This is a genomic window from Streptomyces boncukensis (assembly GCF_011045075.1).
Classification (GTDB): Bacteria; Actinomycetota; Actinomycetes; order Streptomycetales; family Streptomycetaceae; genus Streptomyces; species Streptomyces boncukensis.
On record NZ_JAAKZZ010000055.1, the window covers coordinates 1 to 23,825 of the forward strand.

The 23,825-nt window shown below is 76.0% G+C and carries 23 protein-coding genes; 11 read left to right on the top strand and 12 right to left on the bottom strand.

The window, feature by feature from the left end; translation table 11 throughout:
• Positions 1-83 precede the first annotated feature (83 nt).
• Positions 84-482: a hypothetical protein gene (locus G5C65_RS08285; RefSeq protein ID WP_165298000.1), complete on the bottom strand. Its 399-nt coding sequence runs from the start codon at positions 480-482 to the stop codon at positions 84-86.
• 123 nt (positions 483-605) lie between these two features.
• Between G5C65_RS08285 and G5C65_RS08290 the strand changes: the two genes are divergently transcribed.
• The gene (locus G5C65_RS08290) at positions 606-1,775 is read left to right on the top strand and encodes an ROK family transcriptional regulator (RefSeq protein ID WP_165298001.1); all 1,170 of its coding nucleotides are present in this window, start codon (positions 606-608) and stop codon (positions 1,773-1,775) included.
• A gap of 120 nt (positions 1,776-1,895) precedes the next feature.
• Here the strand turns inward: G5C65_RS08290 and G5C65_RS08295 are convergent, their stop codons facing one another.
• Positions 1,896-2,663 (bottom strand): GntR family transcriptional regulator, encoded by a 768-nt coding sequence (locus G5C65_RS08295; RefSeq protein WP_165298002.1) that lies wholly within the window; start codon positions 2,661-2,663, stop codon positions 1,896-1,898.
• Between the two features lie 187 nt (positions 2,664-2,850).
• Between G5C65_RS08295 and G5C65_RS08300 the strand changes: the two genes are divergently transcribed.
• Entirely contained in the window at positions 2,851-3,621 is a 771-nt protein-coding gene (locus G5C65_RS08300) for an SDR family oxidoreductase (RefSeq protein WP_165298003.1), read from the top strand.
• Here the strand turns inward: G5C65_RS08300 and G5C65_RS08305 are convergent.
• Positions 3,607-4,503 (bottom strand): RNA polymerase sigma-70 factor, encoded by an 897-nt coding sequence (locus G5C65_RS08305; protein ID WP_165298004.1) that lies wholly within the window; start codon positions 4,501-4,503, stop codon positions 3,607-3,609. The genes G5C65_RS08300 and G5C65_RS08305 overlap by 15 nt on opposite strands.
• Positions 4,504-4,643: 140 nt before the next feature.
• Between G5C65_RS08305 and G5C65_RS08310 the strand changes: the two genes are divergently transcribed.
• The 5 genes from G5C65_RS08310 to G5C65_RS08330 all read left to right on the top strand — a co-directional run bounded on the left by G5C65_RS08310 (position 4,644) and on the right by G5C65_RS08330 (position 11,097).
• Positions 4,644-5,495: an alpha/beta fold hydrolase gene (locus tag G5C65_RS08310; protein WP_241265645.1), complete on the top strand. Its 852-nt coding sequence runs from the start codon at positions 4,644-4,646 to the stop codon at positions 5,493-5,495.
• Between the two features lie 181 nt (positions 5,496-5,676).
• On the top strand, positions 5,677-7,266 hold the full coding sequence (locus tag G5C65_RS08315) for an alkaline phosphatase D family protein (protein ID WP_165298006.1): 1,590 nt from the start codon (positions 5,677-5,679) through the stop codon (positions 7,264-7,266).
• A gap of 10 nt (positions 7,267-7,276) precedes the next feature.
• Positions 7,277-7,873: a DUF1990 family protein gene (locus G5C65_RS08320; protein WP_165298007.1), complete on the top strand. Its 597-nt coding sequence runs from the start codon at positions 7,277-7,279 to the stop codon at positions 7,871-7,873.
• Positions 7,874-7,949: 76 nt separating this feature from the next.
• Positions 7,950-9,362 (top strand): GNAT family N-acetyltransferase, encoded by a 1,413-nt coding sequence (locus G5C65_RS08325; protein ID WP_241265646.1) that lies wholly within the window; start codon positions 7,950-7,952, stop codon positions 9,360-9,362.
• Between the two features lie 31 nt (positions 9,363-9,393).
• On the top strand, positions 9,394-11,097 hold the full coding sequence (locus G5C65_RS08330) for a DUF885 domain-containing protein (protein WP_165298009.1): 1,704 nt from the start codon (positions 9,394-9,396) through the stop codon (positions 11,095-11,097).
• An 81-nt stretch (positions 11,098-11,178) separates the two neighbouring features.
• On the opposite strand, the gene G5C65_RS08335 is transcribed toward G5C65_RS08330, so the two are convergent.
• From G5C65_RS08335 to G5C65_RS08345, 3 genes are all read right to left on the bottom strand, one after another.
• A complete protein-coding gene (locus G5C65_RS08335; RefSeq protein ID WP_165298010.1) occupies positions 11,179-14,256 on the bottom strand; it encodes an AAA family ATPase in 3,078 nt (1,025 codons plus the stop codon).
• Complete coding sequence (locus G5C65_RS08340) at positions 14,253-15,485, bottom strand: exonuclease SbcCD subunit D C-terminal domain-containing protein (protein ID WP_165298011.1); 1,233 nt, start codon at positions 15,483-15,485, stop codon at positions 14,253-14,255. The genes G5C65_RS08335 and G5C65_RS08340 overlap by 4 nt, the downstream gene beginning before the upstream one ends.
• A 102-nt stretch (positions 15,486-15,587) precedes the next feature.
• Positions 15,588-16,271 (bottom strand): YigZ family protein, encoded by a 684-nt coding sequence (locus G5C65_RS08345; RefSeq protein WP_165298012.1) that lies wholly within the window; start codon positions 16,269-16,271, stop codon positions 15,588-15,590.
• Between the two features lie 50 nt (positions 16,272-16,321).
• Between G5C65_RS08345 and G5C65_RS08350 the strand changes: the two genes are divergently transcribed.
• Both G5C65_RS08350 and G5C65_RS08355 read left to right on the top strand, forming a co-directional pair.
• Positions 16,322-16,744 (top strand): CoA-binding protein, encoded by a 423-nt coding sequence (locus G5C65_RS08350; RefSeq protein ID WP_165298021.1) that lies wholly within the window; start codon positions 16,322-16,324, stop codon positions 16,742-16,744.
• A 110-nt stretch (positions 16,745-16,854) separates the two neighbouring features.
• Complete coding sequence (locus tag G5C65_RS08355; RefSeq protein WP_165298013.1) at positions 16,855-17,343, top strand: GNAT family N-acetyltransferase; 489 nt, start codon at positions 16,855-16,857, stop codon at positions 17,341-17,343.
• A gap of 9 nt (positions 17,344-17,352) precedes the next feature.
• On the opposite strand, the gene G5C65_RS08360 is transcribed toward G5C65_RS08355, so the two are convergent.
• The gene (locus G5C65_RS08360; RefSeq protein ID WP_165298014.1) at positions 17,353-17,925 is read right to left on the bottom strand and encodes a YbaK/EbsC family protein; all 573 of its coding nucleotides are present in this window, start codon (positions 17,923-17,925) and stop codon (positions 17,353-17,355) included.
• Positions 17,926-17,958: 33 nt separating this feature from the next.
• A complete protein-coding gene (locus G5C65_RS08365) occupies positions 17,959-18,531 on the bottom strand; it encodes a cupin domain-containing protein (protein WP_165298015.1) in 573 nt (190 codons plus the stop codon).
• 149 nt (positions 18,532-18,680) lie between these two features.
• Between G5C65_RS08365 and G5C65_RS08370 the strand changes: the two genes are divergently transcribed.
• Complete coding sequence (locus tag G5C65_RS08370; RefSeq protein WP_165298023.1) at positions 18,681-19,553, top strand: DMT family transporter; 873 nt, start codon at positions 18,681-18,683, stop codon at positions 19,551-19,553.
• Between the two features lie 146 nt (positions 19,554-19,699).
• Here G5C65_RS08370 and G5C65_RS08375 read toward each other — a convergent pair whose 3' ends face one another.
• The 3 genes from G5C65_RS08375 to G5C65_RS08385 form a co-directional block, all read right to left on the bottom strand.
• Entirely contained in the window at positions 19,700-20,482 is a 783-nt protein-coding gene (locus G5C65_RS08375; protein WP_165298016.1) for an acyltransferase, read from the bottom strand.
• Between the two features lie 10 nt (positions 20,483-20,492).
• Positions 20,493-21,020, bottom strand: coding sequence for a gamma carbonic anhydrase family protein (locus G5C65_RS08380; RefSeq protein WP_165298017.1), 528 nt, complete (start codon positions 21,018-21,020; stop codon positions 20,493-20,495).
• Between the two features lie 136 nt (positions 21,021-21,156).
• On the bottom strand, positions 21,157-21,612 hold the full coding sequence (locus G5C65_RS08385) for a DUF4442 domain-containing protein (protein ID WP_165298018.1): 456 nt from the start codon (positions 21,610-21,612) through the stop codon (positions 21,157-21,159).
• A gap of 116 nt (positions 21,613-21,728) precedes the next feature.
• Here G5C65_RS08385 and G5C65_RS08390 point away from each other — a divergent pair, with 116 nt between their 5' ends.
• A complete protein-coding gene (locus G5C65_RS08390; protein ID WP_165298019.1) occupies positions 21,729-22,850 on the top strand; it encodes a DUF8017 domain-containing protein in 1,122 nt (373 codons plus the stop codon).
• Positions 22,851-22,883: 33 nt separating this feature from the next.
• Here the strand turns inward: G5C65_RS08390 and G5C65_RS08395 are convergent, their stop codons facing one another.
• Positions 22,884-23,765, bottom strand: coding sequence for a spermidine synthase (locus tag G5C65_RS08395; protein ID WP_165298020.1), 882 nt, complete (start codon positions 23,763-23,765; stop codon positions 22,884-22,886).
• Between the last annotated feature and the right edge of the window lie 60 nt (positions 23,766-23,825).

The following is a 23,825-nucleotide window of genomic DNA, read 5'->3' on the forward strand; positions in this document are numbered from 1 at the left end:
GCCCAGTACGAGGGCTTTCACCCGGCACGCCGAGAGCACGCACCGGACGCCCCATGCGCCGCACGGGGCTTTCGAAACACCCCCTAGCCGAACGGCGGCGGCTCGCCCTCGGCCCCGACCGCCGCTATCAGCTGGGGCACGACCGCGTCCGCCGGCTCCGCGACGCCGAGGCCGACCCAGCGGGAGCCCGGCGACCAGACCGTCAGCGCGGGCACATACCCGCACAGCGCGAGCAGCGGCTCGGGGACCGGGCGGCCTTCCGCGGCGCCGTGCAGCAGCGGCGTGAGGTCCCAGGTCTGCGGCTCGCCCCAGCGCCGGGTGAGCCGCGCGCTCAGCGCGTCCCGCTCGGCGCGGAGCGCGCACGCGGTGTCCAGCAGGTCGGCGGCGTCGGCGCCCGGGTCCGGCGCGCGTAACGTGGCGAGGCGCGCGGCGGGCTGGGCGCGGAGCAGGTCGAGCTCCGCGAGCAGTGCGTCAGGGTCCATGACCTCCAGTGAACCTCCTACCACTGACAATCCTTCAGGAAACGACAGCAGCCCTGCCACTCGCCGTGATCGCGTGGACCCGTTACGATCCGCTCACGCGCACTGGCTGCAGGGAGGCGGACGTTGGCGAGTCTCACCGGACGGGATCCGTCGCTGCTGCGGCGGATCAACTCCACGGTCGTGCTGCGGGCGCTGCGCGGTCCGGACGAACCGCGGGCCCTGACGCTGACCGAACTGGTGCACGCCACGGGCCTGTCCCGGCCCACGGTGGAGGGCGTGGTGGAGGGGCTCGCCGAGGCGGGGCTGGTGGAGGAGGCCGCCGAGGAGCCCGGCGAGGGGCGGGGCACCGCGCGCCGGGGGCGCCCCGCGCGCCGCTTCCGGTTCCGCGCCGAGGCGGGGCATGTGCTGGGCCTGGAGATCGGACCGCACCGGGTGGCTGCCGTGGTGTCCGACCTGACCGGCCACATCACGGGCACGCTGGCCCGGGAGGTCGCCGAGACCGCCTCGGCGGACGAGCGGCTGGAGCGGGCCCGCGCCACGGTGGCCGACCTGCTGCGCAGGACGGACGTCTCGCGGGACACGCTGCGCGCGGTCGGGGCCACCACGCCGGGCATCGTGGAGGCCGACGGCACAGTGCGGCTCGGCACCGCGCTGCCCGGCTGGACCGGGCTGCCGCTGGGCGAGCGGCTGCGGCGCTCGTTCCGCTGCCCGGTCCTGGTCGAGAACGACGCCAACGCGGGCGTCCTCGCCGAGCACTGGAAGGGCGCGGCGCGCGGCTGCGACGACGTGGTGATGGTGCTGGCCGGGCTCAGCCCCGGGGCCGGCTCGCTGATCGGCGGGCGGCTGCACCGCGGGTTCGGCGGCGCGGCCGGCGAGATCGGTGCGCTGCACCTGCTGGGCCGGGAGGCCACGCCCGAGCGGCTGCTGTCCACCACGGACGAGCCGCTGCACCCGCTCGACGAGGCCGCCGTCGCACAGGTTTTCGCCCTGGCGCGCGCCGGAGACGAGCACGCCGGGCGCGCGATGGACCGCTTCATCCAGCGCCTGGTGCACGATGTGGCGGCGCTCGTCCTGGCGCTCGATCCGGAGCTGGTGGTGGTGGGCGGCTGGGCCTCCGGACTGGACGGGGTGCTGGACCCGCTGCGGGCCGAGCTGGAGCGCTACTGCCTGCGCGCGCCCCGGGTGACGCTCTCCCGGCTCGGCGAGGCGGCGGCCGCGACGGGTGCGGTGCGGCTGGCGCTCGACCATGTGGAGAAGGAACTGTTCACCGTCGAGGGCGACACCGCGGACTGAACCGGCGCCCCGCGTGCCGGCCGGGGCGCCGGAGACCACTGATGATAGCCCCGCGTGTGCGGCGCGTGAACGGCCCCGGCGCCGGGAGCACCCGAGAGCCGCCCAGCCCGCGAGAGCGGATCAGCCCACAAGCGCGGGGACGGCGCCGCTGTCCGCGAAGGTGAGCCGGCAGGTGTCGGCGCGGAAGGTGGCGATGCCGACCGCGGCCGTGCGGCCGCCGGCGATGTAGCGGGTGGTGACCACGAGCACCGGGGCGCCGGGCAGCCGGTCGAGGCGGCGCGCGTCGTCCGCGCGGGCCGAGCCGAGCTCCACGCTGCGGTCCTGGCCGTCGAGGTCGAGGCGGTGCAGCTCGCGGAGCACGGCGCGGCCGCGGGCCGCGCCCTCCGCGCCTTCGGCGGCCTCACCGGGCGCCTCGGGCAGCTCGGGCACGGAGCCGGCGGGGACGTACACCACCTCGGTCGCCACCGGCTGGCCGCCGCTCGTACGGCTGCGGAACACCGCGTGCACGGCGGTGCCCTCGCCGACGCCGAGCAGCCGGGCCACGGGCGCGGGCGGCTCCGCCTCCTCGCCGTACTCGGTGTGCCACACGTCGCCCGGCGCGCCGGGCCAGCCCTGCGCGCCGCCCTGCGCGGGCCCGACGTCCACGCCGACCCGCGGGGGCGCGACCGTGGTGCCCACCCCTCTGCGGCGCTGCAGCCTGCCCTCCAGCTCCAGCTGCTCCAGCGCCTGGCGCAGCGTGGCGCGGGCGACGCCGAACCGGGCGGCCAGCTCGCGCTCGTTCGGCAGGATCTCCCCCACCGCGAACTCCGAGTCCAGCGCCTCCGACAGGACGGTCTTGAGGTGCCAGTACTTCGGCTCCGGCACCGTCTCCAGTTGCGTGGTCCCCACCCTTGCCTCGCAATCCCCGTGAGTCCGGCGGTGTTTCTGTGTGCTTGTTTTTTAAAGGTTCTTGCGTATGCCCGAACCATAAGGCCGCCTTAACCCTTGGTCAAGACCAATCAGCAGAGTGACGGGGGCTTGTCGGTGCACGGCGCCGGTGTAATGATCGATCATCGATCAAACATCTGGAGGTTCCATGCCCCGCCCCCGCGAGAACCGGCGGCAGCCGGTCACCGTGATCACCGGCGGCAGCCGCGGCATCGGCGCCGCGACCGCGCTGCGCCTGGCGCGCGCGGGCCACCGCGTCGGGATCGGCTACGAACGCGCCGCCGAGGCGGCCGAGCGCACCGCCGAGGCCGTCCGCGCCGCGGGCGCCGAGGCCGTCGCCGTACGCCTCGACACCAGCGACGAGGCGCAGGTCGACACGGTGTTCGACACCGTGCGCGAGCGCCTCGGCCCGGTCACCGGGCTGGTCGCCAACGCCGGGATCAGCGGGCCGCTGGGCCGGTTCACCGAGACCCCGACCGAGGTGATGCGCCGGGTGGTGGACGTGAACGTGACCGGCACGCTGCTGTGCGCCCGCCGGGCGCTGCGCGAGATGTCCACGGCGTACGGCGGGCAGGGCGGCGCCGTCGTGAGCATCTCCTCGTGCGCCGCGACCCTGGGCTCGCCGGGCGAGTACGTGCACTATGCCGCGACCAAGGCGGCCGTGGACGCGATGACGGTCGGACTGGCCAAGGAGTTCGGCCCCGAGGGCGTGCGGGTCAACTCCGTGCAGCCCGGCTCCGTGCTCACCGACATGCACGCCGCCATGGGCGACCCGGACCGGGCCTGGAAGAAGGCGGAGGTCACCCCCGCGCGGCGGCCCGGCGAGCCGGAGGAGATCGCGGACGCCGTCGCCTGGCTGCTGTCCCCCGAGGCGTCGTTCACCTCGGGGGCCGTGCTGCGGGTGTCAGGAGGGCTCTGAGACGGCGAGCCGGGCGACCTTCGACGGGTTGTTGATGATGTAGACGGTCTGGATCCGCCCGTCCGCGACATCGACCAGGATGGTGCCGTACGGCTCGCCCTCCCAGCTGGCCAGCACCGCGGGCACACCGTTGATCTCCTGCATGGTGTAGGTGAAGCGCGGGTCCCGCCCCTCCTCCGCGATCGCCGCCATGAAGCGCCCGATCTTGTCCGCGGTGTGCATGACGCGGCGCGGCGCCTTCACCCGGCCGCCGCTGTCGGCCACGAGCCGCGCGTCCGGCGCGAGGACGTCGAGCAGCCCGCCGAGGTCGCCGCCCAGGGCCGCCTCCAGGAACCGCTCGGTCAGATCGCGCTGCTGCCGGGCGTTCACCTCGTAGCGCGGCTTGCGCTCGTCGACGTGCCGCCGCGCGCGGCCCGCGAGCTGCCGTACGGCGGACTCGCTGCGCCCGAGCGCGGCGGCGATCTCGGCGTGCGGGAAGCCGAACGCCTCGCGCAGCACGAACACCGCGCGCTCCAGCGGCGAGAGGGACTCCATCACCACCAGCAGGGCCAGCGAGACCGACTCGGACAGCAGTGCCCGGTCGGCGCCCTCGGGCACGGGTTCGGCCCGGGTGTCGGTCACCAGCGGCTCGGGCAGCCACGGGCCCACGTACGCCTCGTGCCGGGCCTGGATCTGCCGCAGCCGGTCGACGGCCAGCCGGGTGGTGATCCGCACGAGGTACGCGCGGGGCTCGCGGACCTCGCCGCGGTCGGCGGCGGACCAGCGCAGCCACGCCTCCTGCACGACGTCCTCCGCGTCGGCCACCCGGCCGAGCATGCGGTACGCCACCCCCTCCAGAAACGGCCTGTGCTGCTCGAACACCTCAGTCGCGTCTGCTCCCACGGGCTCATCATGCCATCCGGGGCGGCCTCGTCCTCGAACGGGCGTCCCGTGCGGTCTTCCGGATTCCCGGCCCGTGCTGACACGGTGTCTCCCACCACCCAGCGCAGGAGGGGATCATGCGCTCCGTGTACGCGCCCCACATGCCCGCTCGCACCACCCCGCACACCGTGCTGCTCTCCCCCGCCGGGCTGCCGCCCTGCGAGCTCGGCTACGAGCGGCGCGGAAGCGGCGAGCCCCTGCTCCTGCTGCACGGCCTCGGCCACCACTGGCAGGCGTGGGAGCCGGTGCTCACCCTGCTCGCCGCCTCGTACGACGTGATAGCGCCGGACCTGCCCGGATTCGGCACCTCACCGCCGCTGCCCGACGGCACACCGGACCCCGGGGAGGCCACGCTGCGGGTGCTCACCGCGCTGTGCACCGCGCTGGACGCCGAGCGGCCGCATCTGGCGGGCAACTCGCTGGGCGGGCTGCTCGCGCTGCGCCTGGCCGCGCGGGGAGCCGCGCGCTCGGTGACGGCGCTCTCCCCCGCCGGGTTCTGGACCGAGCCCGAACGGATCTACGCCGCGGGGGTGCTCCGCACCCTGCGCGCGGGGGCGCGGGCGATGCCGGACGGCGCCGTGCGGTTCCTCGCGCGCCGCGCCGCCGGACGTGCGCTGCTGACCAGCGCCATATACGCGCGCCCCGGGCGCCGTTCACCCGACGCGGTGCTGGCCGAGACCCGCGCGCTGCGCGACGCCCCGGCGTTCGGGCCGACGCTCGCCGCGGGGCGCGGGCCGGGCGCGCTGTTCCGGGGCGACCTCCCGGACATACCGGTGACGGTGGCCTGGGGCGAGCGGGACCGGGTGCTGGTGCCGCGTCAGGGCGTACGCGCGAAGCGGGTGGTGCCGGGTGCCCGGCTCGTACGGCTGCGCGGGTGCGGGCACGTGCCGATGAACGACGCCCCCGCCACGGTCTCGCGGGTCATCCTGGACACGGCGCGGACCGCCGTGTGACGTCCGGCCGTCCCCGGGCCGCCCGCCGCGGCCCGGCGGCCCCGCGCGGTGGCCCGGAACCCTTCTGTCCGGTGCGGCGTCGGTGTTCACTGTGGGTTCGCGTGTTCGGCACGCCGGCCCTGTACTGCTGTGCGACGGCAGACAGCGGAGACCGACGGAGACTGCTCAAGGAGGCCCCTGAATGGCTCATCGACCGGAAGTGAACGGTCCGGCCCCGGCGCGCCGCACAGTGCTGCGCGGTTCGCTCGGCGCGTCCGCGGCGCTGTCGGTCCCCCTGCTGGCCTCCGGCGCGGCCCCCGCCCAGGCGCTGCGCGGGAGGCCGGCCGCGCGGTGGGGCGTCCAGACGGGTGACGTGACGGCGACCTCGGGTCTGGTGTGGGTGCGCTCGGACCGGCGGGCGCGCATGGTGGTGGAGACCTCGGCGACGGAGTCGTTCCGGCGCTCCAGACGCTGGCACGGCCCGCTGGTGGGCCCGGACACGGACTTCACGGGGCGCGCGGCGCTGCACGGCCTGCCGCCCGGCGAGACGGTGCACTACCGGGTGACGCTGGCCGACCCGGACGACCCGCGGCGCACCGGCAAGCCGGTGTACGGCTCGTTCCGTACCGCCCCCGCGCGGCGCCGGGAGAGCGTGCGCTTCCTGTGGTCGGGTGACCTGGCCGGGCAGGGCTGGGGGATCAACCCGGACCGGGGCGGCTACCCGATCTTCGCGGAGATGCGGCGGCTGTACCCGGACTTCTTCCTGTGCAGCGGCGACACGATCTACGCGGACAACCCGATTCCGGAGCGGCTGGAGCTGCCGGACGGGAAGGTGTGGCGGAACGTCACGACGCCGGAGAAGTCGAAGGTCGCCGAGACCCTGCAGGAGTTCCGCGGGAACTTCCGCTACAACCTGCTCGACGGCGCGCTGCGCCGGTTCAACGCGCAGGTCCCGTGGATCACCCAGTGGGACGACCACGAGGTGCTCAACAACTGGTATCCGGGCGAACTGCTGGACGACGACCGGTACACGGTCAAGGACGTCGACACCCTCGCGGCGCGCTCGCGGCGCGCCTTCAGCGAGTACTTCCCCGTCTCCACGCTCCCGCCGAAGGACGAGGACGGCCGGGTCTACCGGGTCGTGCGGCACGGGCCGCTGCTGGACGTGTTCGTGCTCGACATGCGCTCCTACCGCAACCCCAACTCCCCCGGCCGGCAGCCCGACGAGGCCCAGGGCATCCTCGGGGCGCGGCAGCTGGCGTGGCTCAAGCGGGAGCTGTCGCGCTCGCGCGCGGTGTGGAAGGTCATCGCCTCCGACATGCCGCTGGGTCTGGTGGTCAAGGACGGCAGGACGGACTACGAGGCCGTCGCGCAGGGCGACCCGGGCGCGCCGCTGGGACGCGAGCTGCAGCTCGCGGAGCTGCTGCGGCACATCAAGCACCGGCGGATCACCGGCACCGTGTGGTTCACCACCGACGTGCACCACACCTGTGCGCAGCGCTACGATCCCGAGCGCGCGGCCTTCAAGGACTTCGCGCCGTTCTGGGAGTTCGTCTCGGGCCCGCTCAACGCGGGCGGGTTCGGCGCGCTGGAGCTGGACGGGACCTTCGGGCCGGACCAGCGCTTCGTCAAGGCCCCGCGGCAGCCGAACACCCCGCCCACCGAGGGCGGCCAGTTCTACGGGCAGGTGGACATCGACGGGCACAGCGGCGAGATGACGGTACGGCTGCGCGAGGAGGGCGGCGCCGTGCTGTTCACCCAGGTGCTCCAGCCCGGCCGCGTCGGCCAGTGACCGCACGCCGGTGACCGGGCCGCCCGCTCCGCTCACCTACGCCCCCGTCGGCGCCACGGCGCAGGGCGGCACCCCGCCGGGCTTCAACGGGCTGCGGGTGCGCACCCGGCTGGGCAGCGGCGAGGCCGTCTTCCGCGCGGCGGCGCACGCGCTGATGACCTGGCGGCTGCACCGCCGGATGGGCGTGCGGATCACGGCGGACGCGGAGCGGGCGGCCCCGGGCGCGACCGTGACGGTCGGGCTCGGCGCCGGTCCGCTGCGCGTCCGCGGACCGTGCCGGGTGGTGTGGGCGGTTCAGGAGCCGCACCGGGCGGGCTGGGCGTACGGCACGCTGCCGGGACACCCGGAGTGCGGCGAGGAGGCGTTCACCGTGCACCGGGACGGGGACGGCACGGTGTGGCTGACGGTGACCGCGTACAGCAGGCCGGGCGTGTGGTGGACACGGGCCGCGGGCCCGCTGGTGCCGGTCTTCCAGCGCGGGTACGCGCGCTACAGCGGCCTGGTGCTCCGGCGACTCGCCCGCCGCGCCGCGGGAGGGCGCACCGGCGCGGAAGGGCGCCCCGGCCCCGCCAGATCGGACCATCAGATCGGACAAATAGGGCGCTAATTGGCCAGATGTGCACTTAACTCCCCGGTCACACATCGTTTGTGATCGTGCAATGCCGGTCCGGGATGCTGGCGCCATGACTGACACACCCAGGCAGCACCACTGGCGGCGGGACCTGATCGAGCTGGCCGCCCTGTTCACCGCGGTGACGATCGCCGACACCCTGGCCAAGACCGTCGTCAACGCGCCCGACGGGCCGGTGACCCTGCTGGTGTGCGCGCTGGTGCTGGCGGCGACGGCCGGCCTGCACACCTGGTGGGCACGCCGGCACACGCACGCCCCGCCCGCGCCCCCGGATACCGGGCCCGGGGCCGGGGGCGCTCCCGGTCCCGCCGACGGCACGGAGGCCGGCGAGCCGGACGGGGCGCCCGCCGCCGACGCGCGCGCCGCGGGCGGGGCCGAGGGCGACGTGCCCACGGCGCTGTGGCGGATGCGTACCACGGTGCGGGAGGAGCCGGGCTCGCTGGCGCGGATGTGCACGGCGCTGGCCCGCCACGGGGTGGACATCCTCACCCTGCAGACCCACCCGCTGGGCGCGTCCACGGTGGACGAGTTCCTGCTGCGGGCCCCCGCCGCCATGGAGCCGGGCACGCTGGCGCGGCTGGCGGCCGAGGCGGGCGGCAGCGACACCTGGACGGAGCGGGCCGACGCACACGACCTGGTGGACACCCCGGCCCGGGTGCTCGGCCTGGCGACCCGCGCCGCGCTGGACAGCGCCGAGCTGCCGCTCGCGCTGCGGCAGCTCCTGGGCCGGTGCACCGTCCGCTCGGTGCCGGGCGGCGCGTCCCCGGACGCGGGCGAGCCCGCGTCCGGGGAGGGGGAGCTGGACGGTACCGTCCTGCGGCTGCCGGACCCCGCCGGAGGGGAGATCGTGGTGGAGCGCCCGCAGCTCCCGTTCACCCCCACCGAGTTCGCGCGCGCCCGCGCGCTGGTGGAGCTGGACACCCGGCTGGGCCGGCAGCGGATGCCGCGCGGCCGGGACGAGTTGCGGCTGCCCCGGGGGGAGTCGCTGACGGTGCGGCGGGCGGACGCCGCCGACCTGGACGCGGCGCGCGCGATGCACGCGCGCTGCTCGCGGCGCACGCTGTCGCTGCGCTACCACGGCCCCAGCCGGGACGCGGACCGCTATCTGAACCACCTGCTCTCGCCGCGCTTCGGCCGCACGCTCGCGGTGGAGTCGGCGTCGGGGGACCTGGTGGCGCTGGGCCACCTGCTGTGGGACGGCGACGAGTCCGAGGCGGCGCTGCTGGTGGAGGACGCGTGGCAGCGCCACGGCATCGGCGCCGACCTGCTGCGGCGGCTGACCAGGATGGCCCGGGACGCGCGCTGCGAGAGCGTGTACGCCGTCACGCAGGCCGGCAACACCGGCATGGTCGCGGCGATGCGCGGACTCGGACTGCCGCTGGACTACCAGATCGAGGAGGGCACCCTGGTCGTGACGGCCCGGCTGACAGCCGCCGGACAGCCGCCACTCCCGCAATGCCGGTGACGCGGGCCCCGATCCGTACCAGGATGGGCGCATGTCCGATCCCAACACCGAGGCGCCGCTGCCGCGCCAGGTCGCCGACGCCTATGTCGACGCGCTCGTCGAACTCGACCCGATCACCGGCACCTATCTCGGGGTCCCCGAGAGCCACGGCCTCCTGCCCGACTTCTCGCCCGCCGGGCAGGAGGCGCAGGCGGTCCTGGACCGCACCACCCTGGAGGCGCTGGCCGAAGCGGAGGCCCGGCCCGGCGGTGACAGCGACGCGGAGCGCCGCTGCGCCCGGCTGCTGCGCGAGCGGCTGACCGCCGGGCTCGCCGTGCACGAGGCCCGGGAAGGGCTGCGTGCCGTCAGCAACATGCACACCCCGGTGCACTCGGCGCACCAGATCTTCACCCTCACCCCCACCGAGACGGACGAGGACTGGGCGGCCGTCGCGCGGCGGATGCGGGCGATGCCGGTGGCGCTGGAGGGGTACCGGGCCTCGCTGGCCGAGGGGCTGGCGAACGGCCTGCCCGGCGGGCCCCGCCAGGTGTCCACGATGCTCGGGCAGTTCGCCGAGTGGATCGGGGAGAGCGGCGCCGGCACCGGGCGCAGCTGGTACGCGGGGTTCGTGGAGAGCGGCCCGGAGCGGCTGCGCGGCGAGCTGACGGCGGCGGCCGGTGAGGCGGCGCGCGCCGTGACGGAGCTGCGGGACTGGCTGCGTGACGTGTACGCGCCGGGCATCGCGGGCGCCCCGGAGACGGTGGGCCGTGAGCGGTACGCGCTGTGGGCGCGCTACTGGAACGGCACCGACCTGGACCTGGAGGAGGCGTACGCGTACGGCTGGTCGGAGTACCACCGGCTGCTGGCCGAGATGCGCACCGAGGCCGAGAAGGTGCTGCCCGGTGCGCGGACCCCCTGGGAGGCGCTCGGCCATCTGGACACCCACGGCGAGGCCGTCGAGGGCGTGGACGAGGTGCGCGACTGGCTGCAGGGGCTGATGGACCAGGCCATCTCGGAGCTGGACGGCACCCACTTCGAGCTGGCCGAGAAGGTCCGGCGCGTCGAGTCGAGGATCGCCCCGCCGGGCAGCGCGGCGGCGCCGTACTACACCCAGCCGTCGCTGGACTTCTCCCGCCCCGGCCGCACCTGGCTGCCGACCATGGGCGAGACCCGGTTCCCCGCCTACGACCTGGTGTCCACCTGGTACCACGAGGGGGTGCCGGGCCACCATCTCCAGCTCGCGCAGTGGACGTACGTCGCCGACCAGCTCTCCCGCTACCAGACGACCGTCGGCATGGTCAGCGCCAACGCCGAGGGGTGGGCGCTGTACGCGGAGCGGCTCATGGACGAGCTGGGCTTCCTGACGACGGCCGAGCGGAGGCTGGGCTATCTGGACGCGCAGATGATGCGCTCGCTGCGGGTGATCGTGGACATCGGCATGCACCTGGCACTGCCGATCCCGTCCGACTCGCCCTTCCACCCGGGCGAACGCTGGACGCCCGCGCTGGCGCAGGAGTTCTTCGGGCTGCACAGCGGCCGCCCTGCGGACTTCGTGGAGAGCGAGCTGGTCCGCTATCTGGGCATGCCGGGCCAGGCGATCGGCTACAAGCTGGGCGAGCGGGCCTGGCTGCGCGGCCGGGAGGCGGCGCGGCGGGCGCGCGGCGACGCGTTCGACCTGAAGCAGTGGCACATGGCGGCCCTGTCCCAGGGCTCGCTGGGCCTCGACGACCTGGAGGCCGAACTGTCGGCCCTGTGAGCCGGCCGCAGCGGGGCGCGGGCCCTCACGACCCGCGCCCCGCACGGGCAGCCCTCCCCCGGATCCGGGGAAGAGCCCCGCTCACCCCGCCGAGAGACCCGCGCGGTGCAGGAGCCGGGAGCCCCGCCGCGACTTGACGACCTCCAGCTGGGCCGGGATCCGCTGGCGGAGGTCCGCGACATGGCTGACGATGCCGACGCAGCGGTCCCGCTCCCGCAGCCCGTCCAGCACGTCCAGCACCTCATCCAGAGCCTGCTCGTCCAGGCTGCCGAAGCCCTCGTCGATGAAGAGCGTCTCCAGCCGGGTCCCGCCCGCCTCGTCGGTGACGACGTCGGCGAGGCCGAGGGCCAGCGCGAGGGAGGCGAAGAAGGTCTCGCCGCCGGAGAGCGTCGCGGTGTCCCGCTCGGCTCCCGTCCAGGCGTCCACCACGTGCAGTCCGAGGCCGGAGCGGCCGCGGCCGCCGGCCCGCTCGTCGGAGTGGACCAGGGTGTAGCGGCCCTGGGACATCCGGGCCAGCCGGGCGCTGGCGGCCGCCGCGACCTGCTCCAGGCGCGCCGCGAGGACGTACGACTCCAGCCGCATCCGCCGCTCGTTCTCCGCCGAGGTGCCCGCGGCGAGCCCGGCCAGCCGCGCCACCCGCTCGTAGCCGCCGCGCAGCGGCGCGAGCCGGCGGGCCCCGTCGGCGGCGCGCCGCCCCAGAGCGTCGAGCTCGGCACAGCGCGCGCGGGCCGCGTCGCGGGCTGAGGAGGCGGCCCGCAGCCGCTGCTCGGCCCGGAGGGCCGCCGCCTCGGCGGCGTCGACGCGGGCCGGCGGCCGGGCCGCGGCCGCGGTCAGCTCCGGATCCGCGAGGTCGGCTTCGACGGCGGCCTCGTCGGCCCGCCAGCGCTCCAGCCGCTGGCGCAGGGCGCGCTGTTCGGGCTCGGGGAGGCGTGCCGCTGCGGCCTCCTCGGGGGTGTCGAAACCGGCGCGGAAGGCGGCGTCGGCGAGCTGTGCGTCGGCCTCCTTGAGCTGCCGCGCCGCGGTCTGCGCGGCGCGCGCTTCGGCGGCGGCCGAGGCCAGCAGCTCCACCCGGCGCTCCAGCGCGGCGACGCGCTCGGCGACGCTTCCGGCCCCGTCGCGCGCCTGCGCGATCTGCTCGGCGAGCGCGGCGCGCTGGCGCTGCAGCTCCTCGCGGCGCGAGGCGCGGGCCGCGGCGCGCTCGGCGGCGCCCTGCCGTTCGGCGAGGCGGCGCGCGTGCTCGTGCTCGGCCCGGTCGAGGGCCTCGCGCGCCTGGTGCGCGCCGGCGGCCTCGGTGTGCGCCGTGCGGTGCGCGGACTCCAGCTCGTCGAGCGCGGCGGCGAGCCGGCCGGCGCTGCCGGGCCCGGCGGCGGCCGCGGCCTCCGCGTGGCTCTCGCGCAGCGCCGCCAGTTCGCCGCTCGCTCTCTCGCGGTGCTCCGCTCCGCGCTGGGCCGCGGCGAGGGCCTCGCTCTCGGCCGCCTGGTCGACGTGCCCGGTGTCCGCGCGGGCCGGGTCGGGGTGGTCGGGGGAGCCGCAGACGGCGCAGGGCTCGCCCGCGGTGAGCCGGGCTGCGAGCTCGGCCGCGATACCGCGCAGCCGGGCCTCCTTGAGGCCGAGCCAGTGCTCGTGCGCCGCGGCGGCGTCCTCGCGTGCGCGCAGCAGGGCGGCCTCGGCATCGGCGGCCTCCCGCTCCAGCCGGTCGCGGCGGCGGGCGGCGTCCAGCCGCTCCCGGGCCGGTGCGAGCTGCCCGGCGAGCCGCTCGGCGCGGGTGGCGGCGTCCTGGGTCGCGTCGATCCGGGCCCGGAGCGCGGCACGTTCGCTCTCCCAGCCGTCGAGCCACTCCTCGGCCTCGCGCAGCAGGTCGTCGTCGGCCCGTGCCTCGCGGTCCAGCGCGGCGAGCCCGGCGTCGAGTTCGGCGGCCCGGTGCTCGGCCGCGCGGGCGGCGTCGAGCGCGCCGAGCTCCTGGCGCAGCTCGCCCTCCAGCTCGGCGAGGCGCGCCGGGGCCGCCTGCGCGTACGGGGCCGGGAGCGCGGCCCTGCCGTCCCGTTCGGCGGTGGCGGCGGCGAGGTGGCCGTCGTGCGCGGAGACGCGCAGGGCGAGCGCGGGGGTGACGGCCTCGGCGGCGCGGGCCCGCTCCAGCCGCTGCCGTGCGGCCTCGCGCTCGGGGGCGAGGGCCGCCAGCTCGGCGGAGCGCTCCCGCGCCGTGCCGTACCGCTCCTGGCGGCGGGCGCACTCGCGGGTCTCCGCCAGCGCCGTACGAGCCGTCTCGTGCTCCTCCTCGGCCGCGCTGAGGGCGAGTCCGGCGGCGTCCCTCCGCTCTCGCGCGTAGGCGCGGGCGAGGGCCGCCCATCCCAGGACGGCATCGGCGAGGCCGGGGTCGCCGGGTGCGAGTGCGGCGGCCGGCCGGGGCTCGCCGTCCCGGCCGCGCTGGGCCGGCACCGTGCCCAGGTCAGCGACCGGCGGCCCCTCCCCCAGCTCGGGGGTGTCGCCCGCCGCCTGCCGCATCCGGTGGGCCAGCGCGAGCAGCGTCTCATCGCCCTCGGCGACCTCGCGCTGCGCGCTCTTGCGCATCCGGGCGAGCTCCTCCTCGACGGCGGCGAACCGGCCCGTGTCGAAGAGCCGCCCCAGCAGCCGGGCGCGGTCCTCGGCCCCGGCGCGCAGGAAGCGCGCGAAGTCGCCCTGCGGCAGCAGGACGACCTGGCAGAACTGGTCCCGGCTCATGCCCAGGAGCTGCCCGACCTCCTCGCCGATCTCCTGGTGCGAGCGGCTGAGCGGCGTCCATGTGCACGCGGCCGGGTCCCACTCGCGCAGCGCGGCGTGGGCGCGGGCCCGGGTCAGGCCGGTGCCGCGGGCTTTGGGCCGGAGCTGGTCGGGGCTGCGGGTGATCTCCAGCCGGCGGCCGCCGGCGGTCAGGTCGAGCACGACGGCGGTACGGGTGTCCGGGTCGGCATGCTGGCTGCGCAGGGCGCCGCCGGGCTGCTGGCGGGCGCCGGGCACCCCGCCGTACAGGGCGTAGCAGACGGCGTCCAGCACCGAGGTCTTGCCCGCGCCCGTGGCGCCGTGCAGCAGGAACAGCCCGGCGGCCGACAGCGCGTCGAAGTCGACGGTGTGGGTGCCGCCGAACGGGCCGAAGGCGGTGAGCGTCAGCTGGTGGAGCCTCAACCGGTCACCGTCCCGCCCGGCCGCGCCGCCGCGCCGCGGGGTGCGCCGCTGTGCGGTTCGCCGTCCTGGGGTCCGCCGTCGCCCTGCGCGGCCACGCGCACGGTGTCGAGGGCCTGTCCGAGCATCGCCCGCTCCTGACGGTCCGCCGCGCGGCCCGGGCGTACGTGCGCGACGAAGTCCTCGGCGATCTGCCGGTCGGTGCGGTCGCGCAGCCGCCGCGCATAGGGCACCGCCGGGCCGTGCTCGTCGCGCTCGGGGTCGAACTGGAGGCTCACCACGTGCGGGAAGCGCTTCTCCAGCCGGGCCATCGGCTCGTGCGGCCGTGCGGCGTCGGTGAGGGTGGCCTCCACCCACGCGCCGGTGTGCCGCTCCAGCGCGGGGTCCTCCAGCAGTTCCTCCAGGGGGCCGCGGAGCCGGGCGAGCGGGCGGGGCACCGGGCAGTCGACGCGCTCGGCGCGCACCGCGCCCCCCTCGTCCAGGTCGACCAGCCACATGGACTTGCGGTGGCCCGCCTCGGAGAAGGAGTACGCGAGCGGGGAGCCGGAGTAGCGCACCCGGTCGGTGAGGCGCTGGCAGCCGTGCAGATGGCCGAGCGCGGCGTAGTCGACGCCGTCGAACACGGAGACGGGCACGGCGGCGACGCCGCCGACGGCGATGTCCCGCTCGCTGTCGCACGCCTCGCCGCCGGTGACGAAGGCGTGCGCGAGGACGACCGACCGGGTGCCCTCCGGGCGCGCCGCCAGGTCGGCGCGCACCCGGTCCATGGCCGCGCCGAGGACAGCGGCGTGCCCTGCGCCGTCGGCGCCCAGCGCGTGCCCGGCGAGCGAGGGCTCCAGATAGGGCAGCCCGTAGCAGGCCACAGGACCGGACGCGGCGTGCAGCAGCACCGGGGTGCCGCACCCGGCGGGGTCGGTCCGCAGATGGATCCCGGCCGCGTCCATCAGGCCCGAGCCGACGCCGAGGCGGCGCGGCGAGTCGTGGTTGCCGGAGATCAGCACGGTGGGCACGGCCAGCTCGGCGAGCCGGTGCAGGACGCCGTCGAACAGCTCGACGGCGGCGAGCGAGGGCACCGCCCGGTCGTAGACGTCCCCGGCGACGAGCACGGCGTCGACGCGGCGGGCGCGGACGGTGTCCACGAGGTGGTCGAGGAAGGCGCGCTGCGCGTCCAGCAGGCTGACGCGGTGGAAGCCGCGGCCCAGGTGCCAGTCCGAGGTGTGCAGGAATCTCACTGCCCGGCCCCCACCCGCACCTCCCGGTGCCCTCTCGCTCCGCCGCCCTGAAGTTCGCTGGGGACACTGTAGTCCCAGGCGGCGCGGGTTCCGGACGGGGTGTCAGACCGTGCCGGTCTCCGGAAGCCACGACGCGCCGCCGAGCTCCAGGCGGGCGGTGCCCGCGGTGGCGTCCGCCAGCCAGGCGCGGAAGGCGTCCAGCTCCGTGGCGGGCAGGCCGACCTCGAAGGCGACCTCGGCGCCGTAGTGCGCATCCCGCACGTCGTGGCCCCGCGCGCGCAGGTCGTTCTCCAGCCGGCCCGCGCGCTCGTGCCCGACGGTGACGGTGACCAGCCGGAAGGGGCGGCGGCGCACGGTGCCGACCGCGTCCAGGGCCTCGCCGACCGCGCCGCCGTAGGCCCGGATGAGGCCGCCGGCGCCGAGCTTGGTGCCGCCGAAGTAGCGGGTGACGACGGCGACGGCGTACCGGATCTCGCGGCGCAGCAGCATCTGGAGCATGGGCACCCCGGCGGTGCCGCCGGGCTCGCCGTCGTCGTCGGCCCGCTGCACGCCGGCGTCGGCGCCGATCACATACGCGGCGCAGTTGTGGCTGGCCGCGGGGTGCTCGGCGCGGATCCGGGCGATGAACTCCCGGGCCGCCGCCTCGGTGGCGGCCGGTGCGAGGTGGCACAGGAACCGGGAGCGGCTGATCTCCGTCTCGTGCACGCCCTCCCCCGCGACGGTGCGGTACTCCCCCGCCGTAGGCTGGGCGGTGCGGTCCGGCTGAGCGCGCTGGTCCTGTGGCATCCGCCCAGCCTATGGGCTCGCTCCCGGACAGGAGGTACCCGATGCGCCCGATGCGCGGCGACGACCGCGGCGACGACGACACCGTCCGCCGCATCCTCACCGGGCTCGGTGACACCTGGGCGGTCGTCGGGCTGTCCGGCAACCGCGCGCGGGCGGCGTACGGCGTCGCGGCGCGGCTGCAGGAGTACGGCAAGCGGATCGTGCCCGTGCATCCGCGTGCGGAGACGGTGCACGGCGAGCGGGGGTACGCGTCGCCGGCCGACATCCCGTTCCCGGTGGACGTGGTGGACGTGTTCGTGAACGCGTCGCTGGCGGGCGCGGTCGCGGACGAGGCGGTGGCCATCGGCGCGCGGGCGGTGTGGTTCCAGCTCGGGGTGGTCGACGAGGAGGCGTACGCCCGGACCCGCGCCGCGGGGCTGGAGATGGTGATGGACCGGTGCCCCGCGATCGAGATTCCCCGGCTGGAGGGCTGACCGCTGCCGGCGCGGGGGACCGCGCGAGCGGCCGCCCGCCCGCGGCCCGCGACGGACGGCGAGGGACCCCTTCCCGGGAGGGTTCGCGGAACGAGACTTGGAGTCGGCACATGAGCGGGATACGGCGGGCGGTGCCCGCGGACGCCCCGGAGATCGCGCGGTTGCGGCGCATCATGTTCGAGGCCATGCACCAGCGGGACGAGTCCGGCCCGTGGGAGGCGGAGGCGGCCCGGATGGCCGCCGCACAGCTCGCCCGGCCGGAACCCCGGCTGGGCGCCTTCGTGGTGGACGGCGACCCGGGCGCCGGCCCGGCGCATCTGGCGGCGTGCGCGGTGGGCCGGGTGGAGGAGCGGCTCCCCGCACCGGTCTCCCCGGCGGGTCGCTTCGGCTTCGTCTTCAGCGTCTGCACCGACCCGCGCTACCGGGGCCGGGGCTACGCGCGGGCGACGACCGAGGCGCTGCTGGAGTGGTTCAGGTCGCTCGGCGTCACCCGCGTCGATCTGCACGCCACCGAAGAGGCCGAGGGGATGTACCGGTCGCTGGGCTTCCGCGAGCACTCGATCGCGCTCTCGCTGGACGTGTCGGCGCCGCGCGGCTGACCGGAGCGCTCAGCCACTCTCGGGCAGCGGGAGGGCCAGTTCCTCCACGACCTCGGCGCCCGGCAGCGCCGCGAGGGCCTTGCCGGGGACGATGAGCTTGCCGCGGCGGGCGCCGCTGCCGATCAGCACCCAGGGCAGCGCGGCCACGGCGGCGTCCACCAGGACCGGCCAGTCCGCTGGCAGTCCGACGGGGGTGATGCCGCCGTACTCCATGCCCGTCTCGCCGACGGCGACCTCCCGCGGTGCGAAGGAGACCTTGCGGGCGCCGAGGCGGCGGCGCACGGCGCCGTTGATGTCGGCCCGGGTGGCGGGGAGCGTCAGGCAGGCGGCGAGGCGGCGTTCACCGCCCTGCTTGGCGGCGACCACCACGCAGTTCGCCGAGGCGTGCAGCAGGTCAGCGCCGTAGGTCTCGATGAACGCCGCCGTATCGGCCTTGTCCGGGTCGGTGTCGACGTGCAGCAGCTGGTCCGCGGGGACGGGCCCGGACCAGGTCCGCAGGGCGGCGGCGACGGGCGCGGGCAGCAGGCCGAGCGCTTCCGGGGCCGGCGTGGCGGTGGCGAAGTCTCCGATGGGCGCGCGCATACGGCGCACTGTACGACGCGGACGCCCACGGCGTCAGCGCGGCGGGGGGACGTGCACGGCCATGGTCATCTCGACGGGCTCCGTGCCGTCGTTGCGGTAGCCGTGCGGTACGGCGGACTCGAAGGACGCGGACGTCCCGGCGGGGACGGCGTGGTCGGTGCCGTCGACGCTCATCGTCAGCTCGCCGCGCGCGACATGGATCAGCTCGGTGGTGCCCGCGGGGTGCGGGTCGGACTCGCTGCCCTCGCCCGGCATCAGCCGCCAGGACCACAGCTCCAGCGGCCCGGGGGCCTCGGCGCCCGCGAGCAGCGTGCTGTGGCTGCCCGCCTCGGTGGACCACAGCCGTACGGCCTGCTCGGGAGGGACGATCTGGACCTGCGGCGCACGGTCGAAGTCCAGCAGGGTGGTGATGCTGATGCCGAGCGCGTCGCCGATCTTGACGACCGTGCCGACGCTCGGGTTGGTGCGCGCCTGTTCGATCTGGATGAGCATGCCCCGGCTCACCCCGGCACGGGCCGCGAGGGCGTCCAGGGTGAAGCCCCGTTCGGTGCGCCAGCGCTTCAGGTTGCGGGCGAGGGCCTGTGTGAGGTGGTCGAGGTCCGTCACTGGTCTTCCCGGGCCTTCCCTGCCGTCGTCGGGGAGCGTGCGGCCGGCACGCGTACCGTCAAATATTCTGGATGACAAAGTGCAGCCTGCTGGACTACGGTGTGCTGCACTCGATCGTTCAGCTCACTGTACTGTGGAGGGTCGCCACCATGACCGCAGCCTTCGCCCTGGCCACCAGCCTGCTGTGGGGGCTGGCCGACTTCGGGGGCGGGCTGCTGAGCAAGCGCATGCGCGAGCTGACCGTGGTGGTGGTCTCGCAGGGCGCGGCCGCGCTGGTGCTCGGGGCGGTCGTCGCCGCCACCGGCGCCTGGGGCGCGCTGGACGCGCGGCTGCTGTGGTGCGCGGTGGCGGCCGGGGCCATCGGCCCGGTGTCCATGCTCTGCTTCTACCGCGCCCTGGCCGCCGGGCCCATGGGCGTGGTCTCGCCGGTGGCCACGCTCGGCAGCGTGGCCGTCCCGGTCGGCGTCGGCATGGTGCTGCACGGCGAGCGGCCCGGCGCCGTCCAGGGGCTGGGCACCCTCGTCGCCGTCACCGGCGTGGTGCTGGCGAGCGGGCTCCAGGGGCGGGGCGGGCCGGTCCAGCGGAGCACGGTGCTGCTCACGCTCGTGGCCGCCTTCGGCTTCGGTGCGACGATGAGCCTGGTGGCGGAGGCGTCCTCGACGCTGCCGGGGCTGTTCCTGACGCTGTTCCTGCAGCGGGTGGTCAACGTGCTGGTGGGCGGCGGCGCGCTGGCCGCGACCGTGCGGCGCGGGACGCCCGCGCTGCCGGAGGGCGGCCTCGGCGCGGTCGCGGCCGCCCTCCCGGCACTCGTCTTCGTCGGCCTGGCGGACGTGGCCGCCAACGGCACCTTCGCCATCGCGGCCCAGCACGGCCCGGTGACCGTGGCCGCCGTCCTGGCGTCGCTGTACCCCGTCGTCACGGCGGTGGCGGCGTTCGGGCTGCTCCGGGAGCGGCTGCGCGGACTGCAGACGGCGGGCGCCGGGCTGGCGCTGCTGGGCACCGTGCTGCTGGCGTCCGGCTGATCACATCCGGCGCAGCGCGTACAGCAGCAGCGCGAACCCCTGGACCACGACGGCCGCGGCGAGCAGTACGCGCAGGGTCCGGTTGCTCACGGCCCACCTCCGTCAGGTTCCGGCGCCGCGCCGGGCGCCGAGTCCAGTGTGCCCGCTCACCCCTCCCCGGTACCGCCCCCGGGCGGTCCGGACGTGCCGGAGTCCGCGCCGCGCGCTCCGCCCCGGTGCTCCCGGCCCGGCGGGTCGGTCAGCGCCAGCAGCTCACCGGGGGTGACGCCCTCCGGAACGGGCACCGGCGGCGGGGTGCGCAGCGGCGGCTGCCAGCCCGTCTCCGGGTCGAGGCGGCGCACCACCCGCGCGGGCGCCCCGGCCACCACCGCGTGGTCCGGCACCTCGCCGCGTACCACGGCGCCGGCCGCCACCACCACGTTGCGGCCGAGGCGGGCCCCGGGCAGCACCACGGCGCCCGCGCCGAGCCAGCTTCCCGCGCCGATCTCCACCGGCTCGGTGCGCGGCCACTGCTTGCCGACGGGCCGCTCGGGGTCGTCGTAGGAGTGGTTGGTCGAGGTGATGTAGACATAGGGGCCGCAGAACACCTCGTCGCCGATCCGCACCCGGGTCTCGGCGACCACATGGCTGCCGCGGCCGAGCACGACGCCGTCACCGAGCCGCAGCACGGGCTCCGGCCCGAGGTCGAGGCCCGGCAGCATCCCCGCGGTGAGCGTGACGTCCTGGCCTATGACGCAGTGGTCGCCCAACTCGATCCAGGGCGCGCCGAAGATGGTGCCCTGCGGGAACGCCAGCCGGGTGCCCGTGCCGATCCGGCGGAAGGCGTGCGGGCCCGGGTGCTCCGCGCTCAGCGCCCCGGCGCGCTGCGCCACGCCCCACGCGCGGTGCACCGCGCGGGACGCCAGCGCCGAGAGTGCCTTGCCGAGCATGCGCACCCGGTCACCGTACTGCCCGGTGCCGCCGCGCGAGCTCCACGTACCCCGCGGCATTGGCCTTGATGCCCGCGCGCTCCTCGGCGGTCAGCTCCCGCTTGACCCGGCCGGGCACCCCGGCGACGAGCGAGCCGGGCGGCACCACCATGCCCTGCGGGACCAGCGTCTGGGCCGCGACCAGCGAACCGGCGCCGATCCGCGCGCCGTTGAGCACGGTGGCGGCCATGCCGACGAGCACGTCGTCCTCGACGGCGCAGCCGTGCAGCACGGCGTTGTGCCCGACGGTGACGCCCGCGCCCACGGTGGCGGGGAAGCCGGGGTCGGCGTGCACGGTGCAGTTGTCCTGGATGTTGCTCCCGGCGCCGACGACGATGCGTTCGGCGTCGCCGCGCAGCACCGCGCCGTACCAGAGGCTGGAGTCGGGGGCCATCCGCACCTCGCCGAGCACGCACGCGGTCGCCGCGGTGAACGCGGTGGGGTCGAGGTCGGGCTCGGCGCCGCCCACGGCCGCGATCAGCGCACGCCGCTCCGTCATCCCTGTGCCTCCTCGTGGTCGCCCGGCGCGCGCTCCGCCGGCGCGGCGGCCACGGCGGCGCGCCCGGACGCGCGCCTCTGCCGGGAGCACGCGTCCGGGCAGCCTACTCGATCTGTTCGCTCACCCGCGTGAACGTTCAGGCGTTCGGACGGAGGGTCCACACAATGGTCATCTCGCCCGTGACGGCGCCGTCTTCGCGGGCGATCGAGACCCGTACGGGGAACTCCGGCCGCTCCCCCGCGTCCAGCTCGGCGACGACGTCGGCGGCCGCGCGTCCGAGTTCCGCGGTGGCGGTGACCGGGCCCTTGGCGAGCTTCCGGTACCCGATCTCCGCGCGCACCGCGAGCGGTACGGCGCGGGAGAGCTGCTCCCCGAACGCGGCGAGCACGACGGCGCCGCTGGCCGACTCGGCGAGCGTGAACATCGCACCGGCGTGCGGGCCGCCGACGTGGTTGTGGAACGCGCCCTGGTCGGGGAGCACGACGACCGCGCGCTCGGCGCCGACCTCCGTGAACTCCAGGTTGAGCGTGCGGACCATGGGCACGGTCTGGGTCATCATGTCGCCGAGCGGCGGCTGGGTCTGCGCGGACATGGCCGTACGTTACCACTGAGTAATTACGGGTGCCCAGTTCCTGTCATGTACCGGGTCGGTACCGAAGCCCGGGCGGGCGTGGCCCCGGGGAGCCGTGCCCCATAAGGTGGTCGGCCATGTGGCCAGGACAGCAGCAGCCCGGGGGCGAGCAGAACCCGCAGCAGCCGAACCCGTACCAGCAGCCGGGTTACCAGCAGCCGAACCCGTACCAGCAGCCCGGGTACGGCCAGCAGCAACCCGGCCAGCAGCAACCCGGCTACGGGCAACCCGGCTACGGCCAGCCGGGACAGCCGGGGCCTGGGCAACCGGGTGGGCCCGGCCAGCCGGGGTCGGGGCAGTGGGGACCGGCGAGCGCGCCCGGCGGACCGCACGCCCCGCAGCAGCCGGGCAGCGGCGGGGGCGGCAGCAAGAAGACCGTCGTCATCTCGGCCGTCGCCGCCGTGGCCGTGGCCGGCGCGGCGGCCACCGGGTTCCTCGTGCTCCGGGACAGCGACGACACGAAGGACGAGGCGGGCGGGGGCTCCTCGGCGTCCGCCAGCGCGACGCCGGACCAGGACAAGAAGGACGCCAAGAAGGACAAGGAGCCCTCGAAGGAGCCGGGCGGCGTCGGCGGCGGAGCCGACGCCAAGGACCCCTCCAAGCCGCAGGTGGCGGGCTGGCAGACGGTCGTCAACCCCAAGTGGTACTCGGCCTTCGACGTGCCCAGGACCGACGACTGGAAGCTCGCGAGCACCGGCACCATCACGGGTTTCGAGAGCGACCGGGCCAAGGACAAGGGCAAGGTCCTCGTCGCCATGTCGGCCCCCGCCTACTTCAAGAGCGAGTGGTGCAAGAACAGCAGCCGCGCCGCGGTGGGCACCAAGGGCGCCAAGGGGTCGAAGGACACCGAGCAGGCCGCGACGATCGCGGCCAAGAACTTCGCCCTGGCCGGATACGACCAGGAGCAGAAGGGCACGCTCCGGGAGAGCGGCGCCAAGCCGTTCAAGAACAACAACGGCATCAAGGGGCACTGGGCCACCGCGAAGCTCACCAACGTGCCCAAGGAGGACAAGTGCACCCCTCCCGAGGCCAAGGTCGTCACCGCCTCCTGGATCAACTCCAACGGTGACCTGGCGATCTGGGTCCTGTACACGGACGCGGGCGTCAAGGACGAGATCCCGGACAAGACGGTCCAGAAGATGCTGAGCACCCTGCGGAACTACGAGGCGCCCAACGGCGGTGACGAGCCGCGCGGCTGACGCCCCTCCGGTGCGGACGTGCTCCCGGCGGGGTCAGCCGATGCTGAACGCGCCGTCCGGAGGGCGCGGGGACGGCACCGCGTCGCCGTCCGCCACCGGGGCCGCCGTGCCGCGCAGCCGCTCCAGCTCCGCTCCGTGGGTCACCCGGGCGGGGAAGGGGTCGGCCGCGCAGCGGCGGGTCAGCTCGGCCAGCGGGAGCGGTGCGTCGCCGGCGAGCAGCACCAGGTTGCCGAACCGCCTGCCGCGCAGCACCGCCGGCTCCGCGAGCAGCGCGAGGTGCTCGAAGACCGCGCCGAACGTGGCCACTTGCGAGGCGACGAACCGCAGCGGCGCCGCGTCCGCGAGGTTGGCCGCGTAGACGCCGCCGGGGCGCAGCGCGCGGGCCGCCGCGTGCGCGTAGGGCAGGGTGGTCAGATGGGCGGGGACGTGCGGCCCGCCGTAGGCGTCGGCCAGCACGGCGTCGTACGAGCCAGGCTCGGCCGCCTCCAGCTCCGCGCGGCCGTCGGCGGCGCACACCGTGACGGCCGCGGAGTCGGGCAGCGGCAGGTGCTCGGCCACGAACGCCGCCAGCTCGGCGTCCGGCTCCGCGACCCGCTGCCGGGAGCCGGGCCGGGTCGCGGCCACATAGCGGGGCAGGGTGAGCGCGCCGCCGCCCAGGTGCAGCGCGTCCAGCGGCTCACCGGGCCCGGCCGCCGCGTCCAGCGCGTGGCCGACGCGGCGGGCGTACTCGAACTCCAGATGGCCGGGGTCGTCGAGGTCGACGTACGACTGCGGGGCGCCGTCCACGGTCAGCAGCCAGGCCCGCGGCCGGTCCAGGTCCGGCAGCAGCCGCGCGGTGCCGCCGCGCACGTCGCGGGTCACGGGTATCGGCTCGGCGGCGGTCCCGGCGTTGTCGTCGTGTTCTTCCTGGCGCACCGTCCCATTGTGCTGCCGGGCAGGCCGGAAGCGCACCGGTCCGGCGGCCCTTCCCGGAAG

What these genes read in the sequence shown, in the direction of transcription:
- G5C65_RS08285 (WP_165298000.1), bottom strand. Translation starts at nt 482, where the DNA reads ATGGACCCTGACGCACTGCTCGCGGAGCTCGACCTGCTCCGCGCCCAG.
- G5C65_RS08300 (WP_165298003.1), top strand. Translation starts at nt 2,851, where the DNA reads ATGCCCCGCCCCCGCGAGAACCGGCGGCAGCCGGTCACCGTGATCACC.
- G5C65_RS08310 (WP_241265645.1), top strand. Translation starts at nt 4,644, where the DNA reads ATGCCCGCTCGCACCACCCCGCACACCGTGCTGCTCTCCCCCGCCGGG.
- G5C65_RS08315 (WP_165298006.1), top strand. Translation starts at nt 5,677, where the DNA reads ATGGCTCATCGACCGGAAGTGAACGGTCCGGCCCCGGCGCGCCGCACA.
- G5C65_RS08325 (WP_241265646.1), top strand. Translation starts at nt 7,950, where the DNA reads ATGACTGACACACCCAGGCAGCACCACTGGCGGCGGGACCTGATCGAG.
- G5C65_RS08330 (WP_165298009.1), top strand. Translation starts at nt 9,394, where the DNA reads ATGTCCGATCCCAACACCGAGGCGCCGCTGCCGCGCCAGGTCGCCGAC.
- G5C65_RS08345 (WP_165298012.1), bottom strand. Translation starts at nt 16,271, where the DNA reads ATGCCACAGGACCAGCGCGCTCAGCCGGACCGCACCGCCCAGCCTACG.
- G5C65_RS08350 (WP_165298021.1), top strand. Translation starts at nt 16,322, where the DNA reads ATGCGCGGCGACGACCGCGGCGACGACGACACCGTCCGCCGCATCCTC.
- G5C65_RS08355 (WP_165298013.1), top strand. Translation starts at nt 16,855, where the DNA reads ATGAGCGGGATACGGCGGGCGGTGCCCGCGGACGCCCCGGAGATCGCG.
- G5C65_RS08360 (WP_165298014.1), bottom strand. Translation starts at nt 17,925, where the DNA reads ATGCGCGCGCCCATCGGAGACTTCGCCACCGCCACGCCGGCCCCGGAA.
- G5C65_RS08370 (WP_165298023.1), top strand. Translation starts at nt 18,681, where the DNA reads ATGACCGCAGCCTTCGCCCTGGCCACCAGCCTGCTGTGGGGGCTGGCC.
- G5C65_RS08375 (WP_165298016.1), bottom strand. Translation starts at nt 20,482, where the DNA reads ATGCTCGGCAAGGCACTCTCGGCGCTGGCGTCCCGCGCGGTGCACCGC.
- G5C65_RS08380 (WP_165298017.1), bottom strand. Translation starts at nt 21,020, where the DNA reads ATGACGGAGCGGCGTGCGCTGATCGCGGCCGTGGGCGGCGCCGAGCCC.
- G5C65_RS08385 (WP_165298018.1), bottom strand. Translation starts at nt 21,612, where the DNA reads ATGTCCGCGCAGACCCAGCCGCCGCTCGGCGACATGATGACCCAGACC.
- G5C65_RS08390 (WP_165298019.1), top strand. Translation starts at nt 21,729, where the DNA reads ATGTGGCCAGGACAGCAGCAGCCCGGGGGCGAGCAGAACCCGCAGCAG.